This window comes from Sphingomonas koreensis (assembly GCF_002797435.1).
GTDB lineage: Bacteria > Pseudomonadota > Alphaproteobacteria > Sphingomonadales > Sphingomonadaceae > Sphingomonas > Sphingomonas koreensis.
The window spans coordinates 327,284-341,573 of record NZ_PGEN01000001.1; the positions used below are offsets into that span (position 1 = coordinate 327,284).

At 65.8% G+C, this 14,290-nt stretch carries 13 protein-coding genes; 7 read left to right on the top strand and 6 right to left on the bottom strand.

The features are described 5' to 3' along the window. Positions 1-62: 62 nt before the first annotated feature. The 3 genes from BDW16_RS01690 to BDW16_RS01700 form a co-directional block, all read right to left on the bottom strand. Positions 63-737, bottom strand: a complete 675-nt coding sequence (locus tag BDW16_RS01690) for an ABC transporter ATP-binding protein (protein WP_066575581.1) — start codon at positions 735-737, stop codon at positions 63-65. Further along, positions 730-1,980: a lipoprotein-releasing ABC transporter permease subunit gene (locus BDW16_RS01695; RefSeq protein ID WP_066575582.1), complete on the bottom strand. Its 1,251-nt coding sequence runs from the start codon at positions 1,978-1,980 to the stop codon at positions 730-732. Before BDW16_RS01695 ends, BDW16_RS01690 begins: the two co-directional genes overlap by 8 nt. 541 nt (positions 1,981-2,521) lie before the next feature. Next, the gene (locus BDW16_RS01700; protein ID WP_083954220.1) at positions 2,522-4,984 is read right to left on the bottom strand and encodes a TonB-dependent receptor; all 2,463 of its coding nucleotides are present in this window, start codon (positions 4,982-4,984) and stop codon (positions 2,522-2,524) included. A 249-nt stretch (positions 4,985-5,233) separates the two neighbouring features. On the opposite strand from BDW16_RS01700, the gene BDW16_RS01705 reads away from it, so the two are divergent. Continuing rightward, positions 5,234-5,707 (top strand): Hsp20 family protein, encoded by a 474-nt coding sequence (locus BDW16_RS01705; RefSeq protein WP_066575767.1) that lies wholly within the window; start codon positions 5,234-5,236, stop codon positions 5,705-5,707. A gap of 87 nt (positions 5,708-5,794) precedes the next feature. On the opposite strand, the gene BDW16_RS01710 is transcribed toward BDW16_RS01705, so the two are convergent. Next, a complete protein-coding gene (locus tag BDW16_RS01710) occupies positions 5,795-6,703 on the bottom strand; it encodes an alpha/beta hydrolase (RefSeq protein WP_100362682.1) in 909 nt (302 codons plus the stop codon). A 205-nt stretch (positions 6,704-6,908) separates the two neighbouring features. Between BDW16_RS01710 and BDW16_RS01715 the strand changes: the two genes are divergently transcribed. Next, a complete protein-coding gene (locus tag BDW16_RS01715; protein WP_066575585.1) occupies positions 6,909-7,970 on the top strand; it encodes a winged helix-turn-helix domain-containing protein in 1,062 nt (353 codons plus the stop codon). Here BDW16_RS01715 and BDW16_RS01720 read toward each other — a convergent pair. Then, entirely contained in the window at positions 7,967-9,604 is a 1,638-nt protein-coding gene (locus BDW16_RS01720; RefSeq protein WP_066575587.1) for a CTP synthase, read from the bottom strand. The two genes, BDW16_RS01715 and BDW16_RS01720, sit on opposite strands and share 4 nt — an antisense overlap. An 83-nt stretch (positions 9,605-9,687) precedes the next feature. Continuing rightward, positions 9,688-10,050: a preprotein translocase subunit SecG gene (secG, locus tag BDW16_RS01725; RefSeq protein ID WP_428842865.1), complete on the bottom strand. Its 363-nt coding sequence runs from the start codon at positions 10,048-10,050 to the stop codon at positions 9,688-9,690. Positions 10,051-10,379: 329 nt separating this feature from the next. On the opposite strand from secG, the gene BDW16_RS01730 reads away from it, so the two are divergent. The 5 genes from BDW16_RS01730 (at position 10,380) to pgl (ending at position 14,285) form a co-directional block, all read left to right on the top strand. Next, a complete protein-coding gene (locus BDW16_RS01730; RefSeq protein ID WP_066575589.1) occupies positions 10,380-10,739 on the top strand; it encodes a MarR family transcriptional regulator in 360 nt (119 codons plus the stop codon). 25 nt (positions 10,740-10,764) lie between these two features. Then, a complete protein-coding gene (locus BDW16_RS01735) occupies positions 10,765-11,049 on the top strand; it encodes an SH3 domain-containing protein (RefSeq protein ID WP_169803333.1) in 285 nt (94 codons plus the stop codon). Then, positions 11,046-11,978, top strand: coding sequence for an N-acetyl-gamma-glutamyl-phosphate reductase (argC, locus tag BDW16_RS01740; RefSeq protein WP_066575591.1), 933 nt, complete (start codon positions 11,046-11,048; stop codon positions 11,976-11,978). The genes BDW16_RS01735 and argC overlap by 4 nt, the downstream gene beginning before the upstream one ends. Before the next feature lie 99 nt (positions 11,979-12,077). Next, positions 12,078-13,535, top strand: coding sequence for a glucose-6-phosphate dehydrogenase (zwf, locus tag BDW16_RS01745; protein ID WP_066575594.1), 1,458 nt, complete (start codon positions 12,078-12,080; stop codon positions 13,533-13,535). A gap of 42 nt (positions 13,536-13,577) precedes the next feature. Next, the gene (gene pgl, locus BDW16_RS01750; RefSeq protein WP_066575600.1) at positions 13,578-14,285 is read left to right on the top strand and encodes a 6-phosphogluconolactonase; all 708 of its coding nucleotides are present in this window, start codon (positions 13,578-13,580) and stop codon (positions 14,283-14,285) included. Positions 14,286-14,290: the final 5 nt, after the last annotated feature.

A 14,290-nucleotide genomic window follows, 5' to 3' on the forward strand; every position in this document is an offset into this window, starting at 1 on the left:
CCGAATGGCAGCCATTCGTGCGCAGGGCACTATAACAGCGCGGAGATGGCATGCGAGTTACTTCACTCCAGCACGCCCTCGTGCAGCCGCACCACCCGGTCCATCTTCGCCGCCAATCGCTCGTTATGCGTCGCGATCAGCGCCGCCGCGCCCTCGCCGCGCACCAGCCGCAGGAACTCGGCTAGCACGATATCGGCGGTATGCTCGTCAAGATTGCCGGTCGGCTCATCCGCCAGCACCAGCGCCGGGCGATTTGCCAGCGCGCGCGCCACCGCGACGCGCTGCTGCTCGCCGCCCGAAAGCTGGCTCGGCCGGTGCGTCAGCCGCGCGCCAAGGCCGAGCGCGGTGAGCAGGCCTTCGCTCCGCGCCCGGGCGTCGGCGAGCGTCGCATTCTGGATGAGCTGCGGTAACTCGACATTCTCGAGCGCGTTGAAGTCCGGCAGCAGATGGTGGAACTGATAGACGAACCCCAGCTTGTCGCGCCGGGTGACGGTGCGCGCATGGCTTTCGAGCTTGCCGACCTCGACGCCCGAGATGCGGATCGAGCCTTCGAACCCGCCTTCGAGCAGGCCGACGGCTTGAAGCAGGGTCGACTTGCCCGAACCCGAAGGCCCGAGCAGCGCGACGATCTCGCCTTGTCCGACGGTCAGGTCGATCCCGCGCAGGACATGGATGTCCGCGCCGCCCTGGCTGAAGGTGCGCTTGAGGCCCGAGGTTTGAAGGACCGGCTCACTCATAGCGCAGCACCTGAACAGGATCGGTGCTCGCCGCCTTGAAGGCGGGGTAGAGCGTGGCAAGGAAGCTGAACACCAGCGCCATCAGCGCAATCCCCGCAATCTCGACCGGATCGGTCTTGGCGGGAAGTTCGGTGAGATAGCGCATCGAGGGGTCCCATATCTCCTGCCCGGTGACAAAGCCGAGGAAGGTCAGCACGCCCTGCCGGAAATAGAGCAGGATGAAACCGAGGATCAGCCCGGCAAGGATACCGAGCGACCCGATCACCGTGCCCACGGTCACGAAGATCTTGATCAGCCCGCTTCGCGTCGCCCCCATTGTGCGCAGGATCGCGATGTCGCGCGTCTTGGCGCGCACCAGCATGATCAGCGATGACAGGATGTTGAACACCGCGACCAGGATCAGGATCGACAGCACGGTGAAGGTAACCAGCCGGTCGACCGCCAGCGCCTCGAACAGCGTGGCGTTGAGCGTGCGCCAGTCGGTCAGCTGGCCGACGCCCGCGACCTGCCTGGCCAGCGGCGCCAGAATCTCGCCGACCTTGTCGGGATTGCTGGTGTCGAGTTCCACCATCCCGACCGTGTCGCCCATCAGCAGCAGCGTTTGCGCATCCTCCATCGGCATTACGACGAACGCCTTGTCATAGTCATAGACCCCGATCTCGAAGATCGCGGCGACGCGGTAGGATACGATACGCGGCACGGTACCGAACGGACTCGTCAGCCCCTGCGGACTGAGCAGCGAGACGCTGCTCCCTGGCGTCGCCCCCAGCGACTGCGCCAGCCGCGATCCGATCGCAATGCACTCACAGCCCGGGGTGAGCTGCTTGAGGTCGCCGATCAGCACATTCTTGTTGAGCGTCGGGTTGATGCGGATGTCGGGCACGGTCATGCCGCGCACCAGGACGCCCTCAACCCGCCCCTGAAAGCTCGCCATCAACGGTTGCTCGATCAGCGGAGTGGCACCGGTGACGCCGGGCGTTTTCTTCGCCTGCGCCACGATATCGCGCCAATCGCGCAACTGGCCGCCATAGCCCTGCACCACGGCATGGCCGTTGAGGCCGGTGATCTTGTCGAACAGCTCGGCGCGGAAGCCGTTCATCACGCTCATCACGATCACCAGCGCGGCAACGCCGAGCATCACCGCGACCAGACTGATCGACGCGACGAGGAAGATGAACGCCTCCCCCCGCCCGGGCAGAAGGTAGCGGCGGGCGATCATCCGCTCATATCGGGAAAGCAACATAGGGTGCGGTTGTTAGGGGTTGTTTGGAAATTCGCAAAGAAGCGAATTTCCCTGGCGGCAGCGGCCCGCGGAATATTCGTAACGGATGCGCGCAAACATACGCTGTTGCCAAATAAACACAGGATGAACGCAAAGCGCGCCGGGTGACGTCATAGACCGTGACAAGCGCCACCCGCCATCCTAGCACGTCCCCACGAAGCGCAGGCAATGGCCGTGGTTCGGGGAGGCTCTCCCGTCCCGTCCTTTCTCGAAAGGATGTGTGGGCAGGAAAGCCACAAGGGGGCTGACGAGGCATCGTCACGCAGGCGCCCGGGCTGGAAACGGCCCGGGCGTTTCGCATTTCTGAGCCAGCCCGTCGCCCCAGCGAAAGCTGGAACCGCACGTCGCGACGGAATCCCTTGTGGAACGAGACCCCAGTTCGCGCTGGGTTGACGGTTCCTAGTGTTCGGGGAGGAACCACAGGAGCCTGGTTGTGGCCCCTCCCCTGGTATCCGTCGCCCGCGCAGCCTGTTCATGAGTCAATCGCGGGGACGGATACGTCTCAGAAACTCAAACCGACCGTCACGCCATAGGTGCGCGGATCGCCGACATTGCCGGATATCAGGCCGGTGTTGCCCGGTGTGGTCGCCAGCACCTCGAGATACTTCTTGTCGAACGCGTTGCGGACCCAGCCAAAGACGTTCAGCCCCTCGTCGGTGCGGAAGCCCAGGCGGAAGTTCGCCAGCGTGTAGCCATCGATATCGGTATAGATCGAGCGCGAGGCGTTGGACGAGAATCTGGACCGCGAGCTGGCATCGGCACCCAGATAGACCTCGCCATCCTTGCCGAACAGCTTGGCGGGCAGGTTGTACTCCGCGCCGTAGGAGAAGGCCCAGTTGGAGATGCCCGGCAGCCACTGGCCGGAAATGTCGCACACGGTGGGGCTGTTGGTCCCGGGCGCGCCCGGCGCCCCGATCACCGCGCCGCTGCCGCCGCCCGAAAGCTCGGGCGGGCACGGCGCGTTCTTGAAGTCGACATATTCGTGGTCGGTATAGGCGCCGTTGACGTAGAGATTGAAGCGATCGCTCGGCCGGATCGAGAAATCCGCCTCCACGCCGCGCACCCGCACCTCACCGGCGTTGGCAAGATAGCCGCGCAGGGTGGAGGTCGAGCTGTTGTTCACGATCGCCTGGTAATCCTTGATGATCGTCCAGAAGCCGGTGACGTTGAACGTCGCCTTGCGATCCCAGAACTGGGTCTTCGCCCCGATCTCGAAATGATCCACCTTCTCCGGCTCGATCTGCGCGAGCTGGGTCTGCACCACGCCGCCCACCACCGGCACGCCGTTCAGGTTGAGGCCGCCCGATTTGAAAGTATGGGCATAGGTCGCATAGAGCAGCACGTCGCGTGAGGGCTTGTACGACGCGGTCAGGTCATAGGTGACGTTCCACGCGCGATAGGCCTCGTCGGTGAACGCCTGGGGCTGAATCGCCTCGCGCTGCGCCGCCTGCCGCGCGGTGCCGCCCGAATAGGGCACCAGGTTGCCCTGCGCATCGCGCACGATCGAGACATAGCTGCCGACCTTGTCGTCATAATTGACGCGAACGCCCGGCGAGAGGGTGATCTGGTCGGTCAGCTTCCAGTTGAGCTTGCCGAACAGCGCGCCGCTGAAATTCTTGAGCTGGATGTCGTTCTCGGCGGTCAGCCCGTCGAGCACGGTCGGGTCGTTCGACAGCGCGTTGCTGGGATTGATCAGCCAGCGGCTGGCGGCCGGCCCCTGACGTTGCGTTCCGGTGGTATGGATCTTCTGATAGAAGCCGAAGGCGCCGATGACATAATCGAAGCCGCTGCCCTCGCCAGCATAGCGGAATTCGTGGGTGAACTGGTCCTGCCGCGTCGGGTTCTGCGACAGCGTCGTGATCGGCAGGCCGGTGAAGTCGCGGTCGTTCGCCGGCAGCCAGTCCCAGAAGCGCCAGGCAGTGACCGAAGTCAGCGTGCCCGATCCCAGCTGCCACTCAGCGCGCAGCGAAACGCCGCCGAGCACATTCTTGGCATTGAGATCGGCGTCGAGATCGGTGAGGCGGTCGAACGGGTTGCGGCTGGCCGGCTCATAGCCCTGCGCCGCGGCAAGCGCGTTGAACTGGCGATTGAGCGGACGCTGAGTCGAACCGAGCTTGACGAAGATCTGCGCGCAGCATTCGGGGTTCTGGCGGCTGTAGTCGGCGCTCAGCGTCAGGCTGAGAGTGTCGGTCGCGCGCCACAACAGCGCGCCGCGCAAGCCGATATTGTCCTGCTCGTTGACATAGTTGCCGGTGGCGACGTTGAACACGGTGCCGCGCCGATCGGTCGCGGCGAAGCCGAGGCGGATCGCGACATCCTCTCCCAGCGGCCCGCTGATCGAGGCCTTGGCCTGCTTGAATTCGAGATTGCCGACCGACAGCTCGGCCCGGCCCTCGAAATTGAAGCTCGGCGCCTTGCTGGTGATGTTGATCGCGCCGGCGACGGTGTTCTTGCCGTACAGCGTACCCTGCGGGCCGCGCAGCGTCTCGATCTGCGAAACGTCGAGGAAGTCGAGCGTCGCGACCGCGACACGGCTGAGATACACTTGGTCGATATAGACGCCGACGCCCTGGTCGATGCCGTCATTGGTGAGGCCAAGGGGGGCACCGAGCCCGCGGATATTGACCGAGGAGTTGCGCGGGTTGGTCGAGTAGAATTGCAGCGTCGGCTGAAGCTGCGCGAGGCGCGCGACGTTGAAGCTGCCGGTATTGTCCAGCTCCTTGACGCCCACCACGCTGATCGGGATCGGCACGTCCTGCACCTGCTCGGCGCGGCGGCGCGCGGTGACCACGATGTCCGATGCCGCCGAGCTGCGCTGCACGTCTTCGGCATCGCGTCCGGTCTCACCCGGCACGGTCGGCGGCGCGGGCTCCTGCACGGTCACATCGGCAGGCGGCGTTTCCTGCCCGAGCGCCGCGGGCGACGCGCTGACAAGCAGCAGGAATGATAGCGTGGTCAGGCTCACTGATTGGTTCCCCTTATGGTGCCGGGGCAAATTCCACTAGCTTGATATGATTTAGCCAGAAAGCGATTCTATTCCTACCTAATCAATAGGCTTTACGCCTTAATCGCCACACAGTTCGTCGCGCTCTTGAAACCCGTCACCGGCTTCCCAAATCAGCGATGCACGGCGCCTTCGGGGCCGGGCAGACCTGGCATCGCAGTCCAACTGGATGCCGCAAGACGTTGAAATTGCTCATTGGAGGATTATGCCATGCGTCAGATCGATCTCACTCCGTTCCGCCGTTCGACGATCGGCTTCGACAGGCTCTTCGACATGCTCGAAGCGACCGCGCGCCAGTCGGGCAGCGAGAACTATCCCCCCTTCAACCTCGAGCGGATCTCCGACGACCGCTACCGGATCACGATCGCCGTCGCCGGCTTCAAGCCCGACGAAATCGAGATCACCGCGCAGCAGAACCTGCTGCTGGTCGTCGGCAAGAAGGCCGAGGCGCAGGACAACAACCCCGTGCAGATGCTGCATCTCGGCATTGCCAATCGCGGGTTCGAGCGCCGCTTCGAACTGGCCGATTTCGTGCTGGTCGAAAGCGCCAACCTGAATGACGGCCTGCTCGTCATCGAGCTGGTGCGTGAGGTGCCCGAGGCGATGAAGCCCAAGAAGATCGCCATCGGCAGCGGCGACCAGACTGACGACGGCGCCGCGATCGAGCATCGCTCGGTCGGCTGAGCAGCCGAAGTCTCAAAGGGCGGCGCGTTCTACCCCCTTGCGCACCGCCCCCGGAGGGCGCCCGGATATCCGTCCGGGCGTCCTTTTCTATTTCTGCACGGGAAGCAGGAACTTCAGTGCACAGGTAAAGCCGCGCGGTGCGACCGACACATGGTCCTCACCGTTCAATATCTCGGCCTCCAGCGTCAGCCCCGGATAGCCCCGCCTGCGTAGCGTGTCGGCCAGCTCACGGCTGTCGGCAACCAGGTCCGCGCTCTGGTTGTATCGCGAATCGCCCTTGCGCAGCGCTTCATACTCGCCGGTATAGACAAAGACCTTTGCTTTCAGATCGCGATGCCGCGCGGCATAGGCTGCCTCGACGCCGAACATGTGGCGCTTGTCGTACCATAGCGACGGGCTGCCCAGCACATAGCCGCCGAACATTTCCGGCTCGCTGAACAGGATCTGCGCCGCCAGCAGTCCGCCATAGCTGTGTCCCAGCAGGATGCCGCGCCCCGGCGCGGTGCGATACCGGCCGGTGACGAAGGGCAGCGCCTTGTCGCGCAGCCAGACCTGATGCTTCGCCCCCTCGCCGTGGATCGTCCCTGCGGGCGTATCGCTCGGCCCGTTGGGCGTCGGCGTATAGTCCCGCCGCCGGCTCGCGACCGGATCGTCGCCCTTGGCGTAGGAGATGCCGATCAGGATGAACTCCTCGATCTTCGGGCCTTCGACGTTCAGGCGCCGGGCGATCTGACGGATGACCGGAAAGGCATAGTCGGCGTCGGTGACGTACAGTACCGGATAGCGGCGCTGCGGCTCCTTCCCGTAGGAAGGCGGGAGGCTCACGAAAAGCTGATAGCTGCGCCCGGTGGCCGGATCGGGCACGTCCCAGACCTCGGTGCCGAGCAGCTCATAGGCCTGCCCGCCACCGCGCTGCGCCGGAGCCCCGGATTGCCCGGTAACCGCCGGCTGCGACGGAGCGGCATTGCCGCACGCGGACAAGGCCAATACCGCCACAACGGCTCCCGACACGACCCTCTTCAAACACGCCCCCTTTGCTCTGCGCTCCCCTCCCCGGCTAGCTTGTCGGCGAAAGCCGGCAACACCGGTATGCAAGCGAACCGGCCGGTCGTTGCGCAAGCGCGACGGATCGCCGCCTTGCCTCACTGCTGGCTGTGGGGCATCGATGGGGCACGTCCCAGCTTGAGGCTTCGCGAAAGATATGGCCGCTACCGGCTTCCGCTTCGAAGGCTTCCACCTCGATCCGGGCAATCGCCGGTTGACATGCAACGGCGCGCCGGTCGAGCTCAACGCGCGCTATCTCGACGCGCTGCTCCTGCTGGTACGCGAGCCGGGCCAGCTCGTGCCGAAGGATCGGTTCATGGGCGAGGTGTGGCGCGGTATTCCCGTCACCGATGAAGCACTTACCCAGTGCATCCGTACCCTGCGCCGCCAGCTCGGTGACGATGCGACAAGCCCGCGCTTCATCGAAACGGTGCCCAAGCACGGCTACCGCTTCATCGCCGCCGTCCGGGCGGACGAGAGAATCGCCCCTCCCTCCCCCTTGGCCAGCCCCCTGCCCCGCCGATGGGACGAGGCTGCGCTCACCGCCGGCTTCGGCGTTCTGGGCGGGAGCGTCGCCGGTCTGATCGGCGGGCTGATCTATGGCCTCGCCGCGGCCTCGCAGCCGGCACAGGCCGGTGCCGCCTCAGCGCTGCTGGTGCTGCTCTGCATCGCGATCCTGCTCGCCACCGTCGGTGCTGCCGGGGTCAGCGCAGGCATCGCCGCCGCGAACGCACTGTCGGAACGGCCTTGGCGCTGGAGCGTCGCCGGGGGCGCTGCGGGCGGACTTGTCGTCGGCGCGCTCGGCAAGATGCTCGGGCTGGACGCCTTCTCGCTGCTGCTCGGCCAATCGCCAGGCAATATCACCGGCGGCGCGGAGGGAGCGCTGCTCGGCGCCGGCGTAGGATTGGGGGTGTGTCTCGCGCATCGCCGCGGCGCGCCCCGCTTTCGCGATGCCGCACTGCTGGGCGGGCTTGGCGGCGGAATCGCCGGGTTGCTCGTGGCGCTGTTCGGCGGGCGGCTGCTTGCAGGCAGTCTCGCGCTGCTCGCCGGGCAGTTTCCCGGCGCGCGTCTGCGTCTCGATCCGATCGGCGGCCTGTTCGGCGAAGCGGGTTTCGGCCCACTCAGCCAGGCCTTGTCCGCGACGCTGGAAGGCGCGCTGTTCGGCGCGTGCGTGACCGGCGTGATCGTCCTCGCCCGCCGCGAACGGCGGGAGGTCTAGACCAGCCTGCTCTGCCGCACTGCCGCTTCGATGAAGCTCGCGAACAGCGGGTGCGGGTCGAACGGCTTCGACTTGAGCTCCGGGTGGAACTGCACACCGACGAACCACGGATGATCCGGCCGCTCGACGATCTCGGGCAGCATGCCGTCGGGCGACATGCCCGAGAAGACGAGGCCGCCCTGCTCCAGCGCGTCGCGATAGCCGGTGTTCACCTCATAGCGGTGGCGGTGGCGCTCGCTGATCGCTTCGCCGCCATAGATGGACGCGACCACCGAATTGCCGGTGAGCTTCGCAGGATAGGCGCCGAGCCGCATCGTGCCGCCCAGGTCGCCGCCCTCTTCGCGCGTCTCGATCCCGTCCTTGCTCATCCACTCGGTGATGATGCCGACGACCGGCTCGCTGGTCGGGCCGAATTCGGTCGAGGACGCGCCTGCGATCCCCGCCAAGTTCCGCGCTCCTTCGACGCAAGCCATCTGCATTCCGAAACAGATGCCGAAATAGGGCACCTTGCGCTCGCGCGCGAAGCGGACGCTGGCAATCTTGCCCTCCGCACCGCGCGATCCGAACGCACCGGGGACGAGGATAGCGTGGCACGCCTCAAGGTTCGCCGCGACCTCCGCGTCGTCGCCATTCTCGAACAGCTCGGCATCGATCCAGCGGATGTTGACCTTCACGCGGTTGGCGATGCCGCCATGGACCAGCGCTTCGTTCAGAGACTTGTACGCGTCCGGCAGGCCGACATATTTGCCGACCACGCCCACCGTCACCTCGCCCTCCGGATTGAACAGGCGGTCGGTGATCTCGGTCCAGCGGCTGAGGTCCGGATCGGCGCCCGGCTCGATCCCGAAGGCACGCAGCACTTCGCCGTCCAGCCCCTCGGCATGATATTGCAGCGGCACCGCATAGATGCTCGGCGCGTCGAGCGCGGGAATGACCGCGCTGGCCGGCACGTTGCAGAACTGCGCGATCTTGGCGCGCTCGCCCGCGGGCAGCGGCTTCTCGGCGCGGCACACCAGCACGTCGGGCTGCACGCCAAGCGAGGCGAGCTCGCGCACGCTGTGCTGGGTCGGCTTGGTCTTCAGCTCGCCTGCCGCAGCGATGTAGGGGACCAGGGTCACATGGATGCTGATCGAGCGGCCACGGCCCAGCTCGTTCTTGAGCTGACGAATCGCCTCGATGAAGGGCAGCGATTCGATGTCGCCGACGGTACCGCCGATCTCGCACAGCACGAAATCGAGGTCCTCGGTCTCCGCCTGGGCGAAGTCCTTGATCGCATCGGTGACGTGCGGGATCACCTGGACGGTGGCGCCCAGATAGTCACCACGACGCTCGCGCTCGATGATCGTCTTGTAGATCCGGCCCGAGGTGATGTTGTCCGACTGGCGCGAAGCGACGCCGGTGAAGCGCTCGTAATGGCCAAGGTCGAGGTCGGTTTCGGCCCCGTCGTCGGTCACATAGACCTCGCCATGCTGATACGGGCTCATCGTGCCCGGATCGACGTTGAGATAGGGATCGAACTTCCGGATGCGGACCTTGTAGCCGCGCGCCTGGAGCAGCGCGGCGAGGCTTGCCGCCATCAGGCCTTTGCCAAGCGAGGAGACCACGCCGCCGGTGATGAAAATATACCGCGTCATGGGAGTCACCGCTTAGCCTTTATGCACGAGTTGGGGCAAGCGCCCGACTCCGGGCGCCGCCGAAAAAATCTGTCGAAAGCCGCTTACTTGGCGAGCGGGACGGCGCTGTTGTCCGCGGGAGCCACCGGAAGCGCCGTGGGCTGCGCCACGGGAGCCGGTCCCGAGGCCGGCGCCGTCTGCGCGGGCGCGGTCACGCGGCTGGTATCGATCGTGTCGCCGCCGCGCGTCGCGGCCAGTACCGCCAGCACGATGCTCATCACGACGAACATGCCCGCGAGGATCGCGGTCGCCCGCGTCAGGAAGTTCGCCGCACCGCGCGCGGACATCAGGCCCGACGGGCTGCCGCCCGTGGTCAGGCCGCCACCTTCGGACTTCTGCATCAGAATCGTCGCCACGAGCAGCGCAGCGATGATGGCATGGACGACGAGGAGGAAGGTGAACAGCATGTCGGTCTTTCGCGGGAAAGCGGCGACATAGTGGAGGTGGCCGCCGCGATCAACCGCCGAAAGTGCCTTTGGCCAAACTGCCCTTGGCTCGGCTTTGCCGCATCCGCCCGCTTCAACTCCCTGCCAGCCGCATCGTGCTGCCGCGGGTCGCCGGATGCAAGGCGGGCGGATGCGACCTCAATCTTTCGCAAGCGCGAATGTCACCGTTCCGGAACATTTCGGCGCAGCACTGAAACCTGAAGGCCTGTCGGGGCGTTAATGTCCCGGAAACCCCCGCTCCTTGCGGGCCTGTAACTAAAAAAGCTGCAACCAGAAACGAGTCCGATGCGATGAACGCCGTGAGCGACCAGTCGCTATATAACTGGAAGAATACGCTGATCGACTATGTCCGGTCAGGCGAACCCGATCTCACCAACCGGCAGATGGCGCTGATGTTGCTCGTCTACCTCGATTCCGGGCCGCATACCGTGCGCGGATTGGCGAAAGCGCTCAACGTCTCGAAGCCCGTCGTGACGCGCGCCTTGAATAGACTGGGCGCCCTCGGCTATCTGCGCCGCCAGCGCGATGAAACCGACAAGCGGAACATCTTTGTCGCGCGTACACCTGAAGGGGCGGAGTTTCTTGCAGAATTCGGGCAATTCGTCACCGGCGACAGCCACGTCGGACAACCAGCCAGGCATCGCGCGTAGCCGATTCGCGCTGACCGGCCGCTCGGTGCGGATCGATCCGCTCCACGACGCGGCGCGCCGGGACCTTGCCGATGTTCGCCTTGCCGACCGTGTCTTCGCCCCCCATTACGCCGCCCCCGTCACCTATGTCGTGACCGCAACCGTGCCGCTGCGCGCTGCCAAGGAAGCCGATGCGGAAGTGCTGACGCAGCTTGCGCAGGGCGATGTGTTCGAGGTGCTCGAACTCTCAGCCGGAAATGCCTGGGGCAGTGCGCCGGGTTCGGGTCTGGTCGGCTATGTCGATGCAGCGCAGTTGAAGGTGGCGGCATGAGCGTCAGCGTCTTTATCGACGGCGCTGCGGGCACCACCGGCCTGGAAATCCGCGAGCGGCTGGCGACGCGTAGCGACATCTCGCTGATCGGCCTTGACGATGCTCACCGCAAGGATGCCGGCAAACGTGCCGAGGCGATCAACAGCGCCGATTTCGTGATCCTCTGCCTGCCCGACGATGCTGCGCGCGAAGCGGTGGCGCTGATCGCCAACGACACGACGCGCGTCATCGATGCGTCGACCGCGCATCGCGTCGCGGATGGCTGGACCTACGGCTTCGCCGAGCTCGAGCCGGCCCAGGCGGCCGCGATCGCCGAGGCACGCTATGTCAGCAACCCCGGCTGCTGGCCGACCGGTTTTCTCGCACTCGTCCGCCCGCTCGTCCGCGCCGGGCTGATCCCGCCCGACTGGGTGCTCACCGCGGGCGGCGCATCGGGCTATTCGGGCGGCGGCAAGTCGATGATCGCCGAGTTCGAGGACGGCAGCGAGCCGACCGGCTTCCGCGCCTATGGCCTCGATCTCGAGCACAAGCACCTGCCCGAAATGCAAAAGCATGCCCGGATCGATCACGCCCCGATCTTTCAGCCCGCCGTGGCGCGGTCCTATCGCGGAATGCTGATCGAGGTGCCGCTCCCGCTCCAGATGCTGCCGCGCAAGCCGGCTCCGGCGCAGATCGAACAGGTGCTGGCCGACGCCTATCGCGATTCGCCGATCGTCCGCGTCCTGCCCAGCGACGACGTCTCGCTGGTGCGGATCGAGGACGATGCCGGCACCGATCGCCTGACCATTCGCGTGTTCGGCAATGCCGAGCGCGGCCAGGCACGACTCGTCGCCACGCTCGACAATCTGGGCAAGGGCGCGGGCGGCGCCGCGGTTCAGAACCTGAACATCATGGCCGGGTTCGACCAGACCGCCGGACTGGTGCTTTAGGCCGATCCGGCCTCTTACTTTAGCCCGATAAAGCGCAAGGCGCTTCGCAACCCGGAAATCCGCTGCTAGGGCGGGCGCGCCACGCGATAGGGAGGATCGATGCGACAGCCATTCGGCAAACTGCTGCTGTTCGGAGCGACAGGGGATCTGTCGCAGCGGATGCTGATACCGTCGCTCTACGGCCTTCATGCCGATGGTCTGCTTCCCCAAGATCTGACGATCACCGGCACCGCACGGTCAACGCTGTCAGATGCCGAGTTCCGCGATTTCGCTGCCAAGGCGCTCGACACGCACCTGCCCGAGGATCGCAAGGACGCCGGCGCGATCGCCGCGTTCCTCGACCGGCTGCAATATCAACAGCTCGATGCGTCGGACCTGGGCGGCTATGCCGCGCTGGCGGAGAAGCTCGGCGACATCTCGAACGGGCTCGCCATCTTCCTGTCGACGGCACCCAAATTCTTCGAACCGACGATCAAGGGCCTCGCGTCGGCGGGGCTCGCCGGAAGCAACGTCCGGATCGGCCTCGAAAAGCCGCTCGGCACCGATCTGCCCACCAGCCGCGAGATCAACGACGCCGTGGCGTCGGTCTTTCCCGAAGAGCGCACCTTCCGCATCGACCATTATCTCGGCAAGGAAACGGTCCAGAACATCCTCGCGCTGCGCTTCGGCAACTCGCTGTTCGAGCCGATCTGGAATGCCGCAGGCATCGACCATGTCCAGATCACCGTCTCCGAGACGGTCGGCCTGGAGGGGCGCGCGGGCTATTATGACGATGTCGGCGCGCTGCGCGATATGGTCCAGAACCATATCCTGCAACTGCTCGCGCTGATCGCGATGGAGCCCCCTGCCCGCTTCGACGGCACGTCGATCCGCGACGAGAAGGTCAAGGTCCTCCGTTCGCTCCGCCCGATCGCGGGCCGCGAGGCCGGCGACCTCACCGTTACAGGCCAGTACACGGGCGGTGCATCCACCGGAAAGATCGTCGCCGGCTATGCCGAGGAGCTCGGCAAGGATTCGCGCGCGGAAACCTTCGTCGCGATCAAGGCGCATGTCGACAATTGGCGCTGGCAGGGCGTGCCCTTCTACCTGCGCACCGGCAAGCGGATGACCGAGCGGCGCTCGGAAATCGTCGTACAGTTCAAGCCCGTGCCCCACTCGATCTTCGCCGAGCGCGGCGGGGTGCTCCAGTCCAACACGCTGATCATCCGCATCCAGCCGGAGGAATATGTCCGCCTGCTGGTGATGGCCAAGGAACCCGGCCTCGACCGCGAGGGCGTCCGCCTGCGCGAAGTGCCGCTCAACCTCAGCCTCGAGCATGAATTTGCCGGCACCCGCCGCCGCATCGCGTACGAACGGCTGCTGCTGGACTTGCTCGAGGGCGACCCTACCTTGTTCGTGCGCCGCGACGAGGTGGAGGCCCAATGGACCTGGATCGACGCGATCCGCGCCGGCTGGGAGACCGCCGACGTCAAGCCCAAGCCCTATGCTGCGGGCACCTGGGGTCCCTCCGCAGCTATCGCGCTGACCGAGCGCGACGGCGTGACATGGAACGAATGACATCTCGTTCGAGAATTGAAGTTTCCCACTGGAGTTGTTGAAATGGCCGAAGAAATCGAATGGTGGGAGTATGAGGAAGCCGAGGAGTGGGTCGACGCCCTTGCCGGCGACATCGGCTTCATCATCGAGAGCGCGATCGATGCGCGCGGCGGGGCGGTGATCGCGCTGGCGGGGGGCAAGACCCCTGCCCCGGTCTATGAGAAGCTCGCCGCCGCCAAGATCGACTGGAAGCGCGTCACGATCGTGCCCACCGACGACCGTATCGTCCCGCTCGGCGACGCGCTCTCGAACGTCACCGGCCTCGGCAAGACCTTCATCCCCAAGGGCGCGCGCGTCATCCCGCTCGTCAGCGAGAAGGCCGACGATTACAAGGCGGCCGGCCGCGCCGCCGACGCCCGTCTCGCCGATTTCCACTGGCCGCTCGATCTCGTCCTGCTCGGCATGGGCGCAGACGGCCACACCGCCTCGATCTTCCCCGGCCCGGATTTCGACGAAGCGCTGAACGGCCCCAAGGAGCGCCGCGCACTCGGCGTAATGCCAGATCCGCTCCCGCCCGAAGCGCCGGTGGCACGCGTGACCCTGTCGGGGGCTGCGATTGCCAATGCCAAGTCGCTGATGGTCGCCATCACCGGCGCGGAGAAGCGCAAGGTGCTCGAGACCGCGATCGCGCAGGGCGCGTCCTCGGCATATCCGATCGGCCGCGTGCTGGCCGAGACCGAGCTTCCGGTCGACGTGCACTGGCTGGAGTAACCCAC